We start from the raw sequence: 7853 nt of genomic DNA on the forward strand, positions 1-7853 counted from the left end.
AAACACGCCGGATTCAAATGTCACACTAGAACTGTCTAACCCAGTTAACGGCGATTCATTTAACGGCGTTTCTTCCGTCAGCGCTTCATCAGTGGCTTCACTTTCCGCCACGTCATCCAGTGAGGTAACAAAGGGAATCTCCTCTAAGGTTTCCTCTCCTTCAATCGACGTGACGAAGGCAATCTCCTCTAAATCATTATCTGGAATATCGCCAAAACTTTCCTCAATCTCCGGAATATCAATATCAGCAATTTGGTCAGCCGAGATATCGATATCCACAGGAGCTATCGGATTATCCGTACCATCCAATAAACCACTGGGCGTTAAAATCGGTTCTAAAATAAAGGCTTGTGGTAACTCCTGACTCTTCTTTTTCGGCGCAAAACCTTGAGCAGCAGGACGTTTCTTTGATAAAAAATTAAACCAAGACATAGATGACCCTTTTGTTAAAATGTGCAGGTAAAATACCGATTCAGCCGAGTGGCAAAATCTATTAGATGCTATGAGTCGCTAAGGGGTTAACCCCATTCAAATTAGCAGGCAAATTCGACTTTAGCCAAGCCCACAATTATGACGATGAATTAAGGAAATACTGAATAAGCACACTGAAACCTAAACGCTGCTGCCCGTCAATGTAAACAAGTCGTCCAGCAAATTCTGTTACTGAATAGAGCAGCAATTGCCAGCAGCAAACTCGGACAGAAAACGTATTAAGTTGAAGGGAAAATCAACTGAACGGAAATCTAGCTTGTTCACTATCCTATACCAAAATAATAAACTTTGCCTTGAGTTTTTGATTAAGTTTTCATAAAGCGGGGAACTTTTCCCTGATTATCAGCAATAGGTCGTAAATGTTAACTCTCTGAAGACGTTCCACGGTCACGTCTCTACGAATCCTAAGTGTCTTAGCAGATGGGGGTTAAGGTGCGTTACGCTTCGCTAACGCACCCTACAAATAGAGCCTGTCGAAGGATCGAGGTGTTTCTCATTCCCTATTCCCTGGCGAGTAGCGCTATACTACGTCAGCCTATCCTCCATAAAATTACGGAAACGGTAAACTCCCCATGTCAGCTTATGTCGTAGAACCCCGTAAGTCTCTGCTTAAAGATTTGATAAAGGTCTTAAAAAATGATTGATTTCCCTTAACATTTCCGTTTACATCCCCTCCCTGTTTCACGCAATGTTGTTAAGGAGCGATCGCGGGAGTTATTCCCACAGTCTCTTGAACTGTTGTATGACAGGTAGGCATAAGTTCCAGCACCATGTTATAAAAGGAGCGAATCGGTGGGATTTGCAGTCGATCTTGTGTCGTGACTAACACCACTTGCCGGGTCAAGGTTTGTTTCGGGGGTGATCCATTTTCAGTAGCAGCAGCAGCAATCGAACGCACAGCCAGAGTAGGATCACCTAGGGCTTCTACCAAGGCAGATCGGGGTAACAGCGAAATTAAATGTCCCTGACGCACAACTCCGCGAAAAGCATCCAGGGAATTTAATTCTAAGCTAGCGTTAAGGGTGCCACTTTGCCGGGAGAACAAGTCTTGTACCAATCGCTGCATCCCATAGCCATCTTTAAATATCACATGGGGATAGCACGTTAGGGCATCCAAAGGCACTAGGGTATATTTTGTTAACGGATGATCGGCTGCCATTAAGACTTCGATGGGTTCGTCATACAATTGCTCCGTCACCATTTCGGCGCTGGCGGTTAAATAGCGGTTATTCATGACAATCGCTAAATCAACCAAGCCATCTTTCAATACTTTCAGGGCGCGATCGCTCCCTAATGCCGTTACCCGTAGTTGCACGTTGGGATAATCCTGACAAAAACGCTGTAAAACAGGGGGCAAGTAATGGGCGCAGACGGAGTGAATAGCGGCGACACAGAGTTCAGGTTGTTTTCCGTCTAACAAGTCAGATAATTCTTGGGTAGCGGTTTTCCATTCATGGCAGATTTTACGGGCGCGAAATAAAAAGCGATCGCCTCCTAGGGTTAATGTCGCCCGAGCCGTTCGATGGAGCAAGGGTAGCCCCAGTTCAGCTTCTAATGCTTGAATTTGGCGGCTAATCGTCGATTGGGTAACACCGCATTCACGGGCGGCTTGTTGAAAGCTGCCTGTCTCAGCAACGGCTAAAAAAGCTTGTAACTGCTCTAGACGCATGATGGTGTAGCGGAGATATATTAACGTGAGATTAGCTTAATCGATATCTCACCTCAACTTAGTAATACTTGATACGGTAAGTTCAACCGTAGGATAGGCTATGCCCACCCTACCCAATACTGTTCCCTGTTCCCTGTTCCCTGTTCCCTCTAGACGCTATCAGTGACGCTGCTGAAATTAAACGCCTTAACTCGTACCCCTGGCATCACCCGACCCCCGAAACGCTGTACCGTACTCAGAGCATCAATATCCCGTAACATGTCCGGCAAACTTTGGTTAAATCGCAGATTTTTAATCGGATAAGCAATTTTCCCATCTTCAACCCAGAATGTACCATCACGGGTCATTCCTGTCACCTCTAAGGTACGTGGATTGACATAGCGCACATACCAAGCGCGATTAACCAAGATTCCCCGTTCCGTTTGAGCAATCAAATCGCTCAGGCTGTGCTCAGATCCAGACATAACGATGGGAAACAATGATCCTGTCGGTTCTTTTCCCTGCTGTTGCGCCCAGTAGCGACTATAGGATAAGGTTTTAGGCACTCCATCCTGAATAATCTCTAGGTAGTGATTGCTCAATCCATCACTAAAGCAGGTTCCTCTCTGCAACAATGGATGAGCAGGATGGCGTTGTACTTGTACCAAGGGACTAAATAGGGGTTCGCCAACGCGATTCCCCACAGGTTGACCTGTGTCATCGGTGCGAGACATAAACGATCGCCCTTCATCGGCGGATCGGGCATTTAAATTGAAAATCACCCAGGGGAGTAAATCCGCAAACGCCGGATTATTAAAGATGACAGGGTAAACACCCGGTTGAATTTCACGGGGATTACGGGCGGCAAAAGCACGCTCAATCAGGGGTTCAATCAGGGAATCTAGGGGTAACTGAGCAATAGCAAAGGCTGTACGCTGACTCCAACTCGATCCATCCTCAATTCGAGCCGTAAAGCTCAACTCCGCCTCTGTGCCGCGATCGCAGGCGCGTAATCCCAGGGAGTTCCCCACGGCTTGAGCAAAGGCTTGCGTACTCAATCGTCCAGAACCTTCCACTCCGGCTTTAGCACTCTTAGCACAGATTTGTTGTACCATTTCTCCGCGTGCTAAGGGTGATAAAGTGGCTGTGGCGTCGTCAAAGGCAGGAACACGCGACTCGTAGACTTGGGGTTCAAGCAAAGGAACCCATTCTGGATCTTCGGGTGCAATCCGAGCTAATTCTTCGGATCGCTGGATGGTATCGGTAATTGCATCGGGTAAAAATTCTGTGGTGGAAGCCGATGCGCTGCGTTTACCGAAATAACTGGTAACGGTGAGAGTAAATTTATGGCGGTTAATATTCTGGCTAATTTGATTTTCTGAGAAGCGGCTGAGAGCAGATTCACTGGAACTAACGCTGACGAACACGCCTTCAGCTTGGGATTGCTGAATCACGGAATCAACCAAGGATAAGGCTTGGTCTTCGTTTACTAATGTAGAGGCTGTAGCTGGGGTCACGGCGTTTCTACTCCAAGTCAAACATTCTGTTTCCGATATGATAGGCGCGTCTTGTTTATAGTAAATGTTCCAGTAGGCGTAGGGTGGACAAATGGACACAATTTCTGATAAATGCTCAAATTATCATAATTTGCCTACCCGACAAGATCAGGCGATCGCTATCCACCTGATTGTACAAACTTAAGTGTCGTTAAAATCTTTTGTATCTGCTTCCACTGCTGCACTGGCAAAATATGACCAACCCGTCCGATCCATCTCCGTCTGATCCAGCCATCCAATCAACCCACCCTAATCCTGAGCCAATCTCACAGGCTTCTGATCAGGTGTCGGCAGTGTCCCCGACTCAATTCTCTGATCCACAGACTACTAACAGTAAGGCATTGGCTGATCCTTCCATTATCACCCTCAGTGCGATCGCGGTTTTGATTGTTGGCTTAGTTCTGGATAACAACTGGGTGATTCTCGCCGGGGTCATTGTAACGTTACTCCTCTGTGTGTCAGTGATTTGGTCACCCTTACAACAATGGTTTCAGCAATCTCTCTCTCCCCAGCAGCGATCGCAAGTTATTGCGGTTTGTGGTGTGATCCTGGCAATTGTTGGGATTGCGGCGTTAACCGGGTTTACCAAGGCGTTTGATTCGGTGGGTTCTTTAGCGGAATGGATTGGTGCGTTAGGGCAAATTTTGATTGCTATCCTCGCTGTCTATATTGCTTGGCGTCAGTATGTTATTTCTAAAGATCTCACCATTCAGCAAAATACAATTACCCAGCAGCAAACCATTGATGCTTACTTTCAGGGTATTTGTGACCTCGCTTTAGACGATGAAGGATTGCTAGAAGATTGGCCCCAAGAACGGGCGTTTTGTGAAGGACGAACGGCTGCTATTCTCAATAGTGTAGACGCTGGCGGCAAAGCGAAAGTTTTACGGTTTTTGTCTCAATCCAGATTACTCACACCTTTAAAACGCGATCGCCATTTAGGACGTCCTATGCTAGATGGTTATGGCGGGTATCAAGAAGATCGGGTTTATGGCGTGCGAGTTATTGCTCTAAATGTTATGTTAGCCGGGGCTGATTTGGCAGGTACGGATTTGCGCTGGGCGGAATTAAGTGAAGCCAATATGGTGCAAGCCAATCTGAGCAATTGTGACCTAGCCGGAGCGAATTTGTCTCGCACGATTCTCTATAAAGTGAATTTGTCCAACTCTGATCTCAAGGGTGGGCGCTTGTTCTATGGATCAGTGGAAACCGCCAGTCCCCGCAGTCGTACTGAACCGCCTGATTATCGCACTGGAATTCACACGGGCGCCGTGGTTGAGGGAGCGAATTTTACCGGAGTGCAGCGATTAGGCGAGGAACAACGTCAATACTGCTGTTCCTGGTGCGGGGAACAATCTCGCCGAACGATTCCAGGAGGGTGTGATGGGATTGCGAATAAATTAGGGCGTTGACACTATACCTATGATATGATGTCCGGTTTTGGAGTCTTTAGGATTACGATTTGTCAGAGTTTGTAGTGAGGATGTGGAGAGGAATTTGCCAGGGTTTTTGAGTCGAATTTGCGGGGAGTTTAGTCACCCTCATCCCCTAGCCCCTTCTCCCATCAAGGATACTGCTGGCGAATTTAACATTCTGCCCTAGAATGACCGAAATACGTTAGAGCGGCTAACGATTTTATTGGATTTCACGCTATGCCAGTAACATTCGCCAGCAAAGTCCATCAAGGGAGAAGGGGAACCGGATAAGGCATCGATTATTTCCTCTCCTATCAACATAAAAAAGAACTAAGAATAAGTTTTTTCACTCTATTATTCACCGATAAAACAGAATCTAAATTACTTCTGTTCTCCCCTCTCCCCTAGTGATACTGCTGGTCATTAACTGAGGGGTCAGACCCCTCCCAAAACCCCTTCTTCCATTAAACGATTCCTGACTCAGATCAGATGTAACGTTTCCTATAGTACATAGGAACTAAATTAAGTTTAGTTTAAAAAAGTATTCCATTGTCAGGAATTGGGGGTGCTTCTGTTGAGTGTAGGTTAAGGTAAAAAAATCGATTGGCGATCGCGTGTATGAACAGCTTCGTTAGAGTACTCTGGACTAGCTTCTGTTTCACCCCTCTTTTGGTTCCGGCGGCTATAGCCCAAACGGAGATTCCATCATTCCCAAAAGCCGATGCTGTTTCTCACTATCACCCCTCCTTGGGGAGTCCCCTGCAAGCGCAGACACCAGACTCTCCCCCGTCTACCACTCCAGATTTAACGACGCTACAAATTAAACCGCGCTGGGGAATTGGTTACAGTACGTCTGGTGCAGGATATGATGGTTTTACCCGCTTGGATAGTTTTCTCCCATTGCTACAAAATCCCGGTAGTACGCTGACGTTTGTAGAGGGACGATTGCAGTTAGATAATAGCGCGAATCTCGGTGGTAATCTGTTATTGGGACACCGCTTTCATAGTCAGTCTCTCAATCGAATTTTTGGTGGTTATGTGGGGGTTGATCGTCGAGATACAGGAAATACTACATTCCATCAACTCGGTGTAGGGTTAGAAACATTGGGAGAGGTTTGGGATGTGCGCCTCAATGGTTATTTTCCTCTGGGTGATAGTCGCGATTTAGTGGATGAAACAGCATTTGATACAGGATTTCAACTGACTGATCGTTTCTTTTCTGACCATTTTTTAGTGGTTCAGGGACAACGACAACGGGGACAAGTGCGCCAGTTTGAAGCCGCAATGACGGGGTTTGATCTGGAAGTCGGTGCAAGATTAGCGCAATGGGGTGAAGGGGGAGGATTACGAGGGTATGGTGGACTTTATTATTATGACGCAACCGGAAGTGATTCCAGTCTGGGTTGGCGGATGCGATTGGAAATACAACCCACCGATACCCTAAATTTCGGTGTGGCGGTGCAAGAGGATCAAATATTTGGCACCAATGTAATTGTTAGTGTGGGGGCGATTTTCGGGAAAACTCGTTCCTCAGGGGATGCTAGTATTTTATCCCGTTTAGGGGATGGCGTGGGACGTACTTCCAGTATCACGGTTGATAGTCAAACGGAATCGGATTTTTTCAGCGAAGAAATTACTACCGCCGCGACGAATCCCCAAACTGGTGAACCTTATGTATTTCAGCACGTTAATTTAGGCGCAAGTGGCGGAAATGGTACAGTTGAAACACCATTTGGGACAGTCGATTTAGCGCTAGCCGCGACGCGATCCGATGGGAATGATATTGTTTATGTACAAGCGGGAACGAATCCTGGTATTCCAGCTTTTACAATTCCTGATCAGGTGCAGGTTTTGTCCACAGCACCAATTCAGCAATTGGATACAATAGAATTTAGTCGCGTACAACTTCCCTTATCCGATGCTGGCGTTTTTCCTCAGGTTATGGATACAGTAACGTTGGGAAATAATACGGTGTTATCCGGATTTACAATAACTGGAGTAACCAATCCAGGAATTGTCGCCAGGAATATTCAAAATGGAGAAGTGCGAGACAGTATGATTACCAGTTCTAGTCAAGCTGGGGTGTTACTGGAAAATACTGGCGGTTTTATTTCATTTACTAATAGTGCGATCGCGGGAAATGGCGTTCCTAGCTTAAGTGTTACATCGGTGAATGATGTCGCGCTCGCGAATACCACTCTCACCAGTACCAATTCCGCAACCGAAGGGATTTTTCTAGACACAGTTAGCGGAAATTTCCAGATAAGCGACAGCACAATTACGATTGAAAATCCCGCCAGTAATGGTATCGCCGCCACGAATATCCAGGGAACCGCTACAATTTCCGCTAATACAGGAAGTCAGATTACGACTGAAGGGAATCAAGCCGGAATTTTCCTCACTGAAAGTACAGGTGCGATTAATCTATCCGGTATAACCGTTGAAAGTACAGGCGGTAGGGTTGTGGAAGTAAGTAATATTAATAATGGCGCGATCGCGACTAGCACTCTCACCAGTACCAATTCCGCAACCGAAGGGATTTCTCTGGATACAGTTAGGGGGAATTTCGAGATCAGCGACAGCACAATCACGATTGAAAATCCCGCCAGTAACGGTATCCTCGCTACGAATATCCAGGGAACCGCGACAATTTCAGCCAATCAAGGAAGTCAGATTACAACTGAAGCGAATCAAGCCGGAATTTCCCTAACTGAAAGTACAGGTGCGATTAATTTATCCGGT

General features: G+C 46.4%; 5 protein-coding genes. 2 read left to right on the forward strand and 3 right to left on the reverse strand.

Going from position 1 to position 7853, the window contains the following annotated elements; translation table 11 throughout:
- The 3 genes from RIG66_RS33725 to RIG66_RS33735 form a co-directional block, all read right to left on the reverse strand.
- On the reverse strand, positions 1 to 432 hold a 432-nt coding region (locus tag RIG66_RS33725; protein ID WP_446384467.1), incomplete at its 3' end, for a hypothetical protein.
- A 754-nt stretch (positions 433 to 1186) separates the two neighbouring features.
- Positions 1187 to 2161 (reverse strand): LysR family transcriptional regulator, encoded by a 975-nt coding sequence (locus RIG66_RS33730; RefSeq protein WP_446384469.1) that lies wholly within the window; start codon positions 2159 to 2161, stop codon positions 1187 to 1189.
- A 149-nt stretch (positions 2162 to 2310) separates the two neighbouring features.
- Entirely contained in the window at positions 2311 to 3657 is a 1347-nt protein-coding gene (locus RIG66_RS33735) for a TldD/PmbA family protein (protein WP_446384471.1), read from the reverse strand.
- A 233-nt stretch (positions 3658 to 3890) separates the two neighbouring features.
- On the opposite strand from RIG66_RS33735, the gene RIG66_RS33740 reads away from it, so the two are divergent.
- A complete protein-coding gene (locus tag RIG66_RS33740; RefSeq protein ID WP_446384473.1) occupies positions 3891 to 5108 on the forward strand; it encodes a pentapeptide repeat-containing protein in 1218 nt (405 codons plus the stop codon).
- 621 nt (positions 5109 to 5729) lie between these two features.
- On the forward strand, positions 5730 to 7853 hold a 2124-nt coding region (locus RIG66_RS33745), incomplete at its 3' end, for an inverse autotransporter beta domain-containing protein (RefSeq protein WP_446384475.1).

Source organism: Coleofasciculus sp. E2-BRE-01, assembly GCF_040221695.1.
Lineage (GTDB): Bacteria > Cyanobacteriota > Cyanobacteriia > Cyanobacteriales > Coleofasciculaceae > Coleofasciculus.

Excerpts from the sequence above, each read along its gene's own strand:
- RIG66_RS33730 (WP_446384469.1), bottom strand. The coding sequence starts at position 2,161 with ATGCGTCTAGAGCAGTTACAAGCTTTTTTAGCCGTTGCTGAGACAGGC.
- RIG66_RS33740 (WP_446384473.1), top strand. The coding sequence starts at position 3,891 with ATGACCAACCCGTCCGATCCATCTCCGTCTGATCCAGCCATCCAATCA.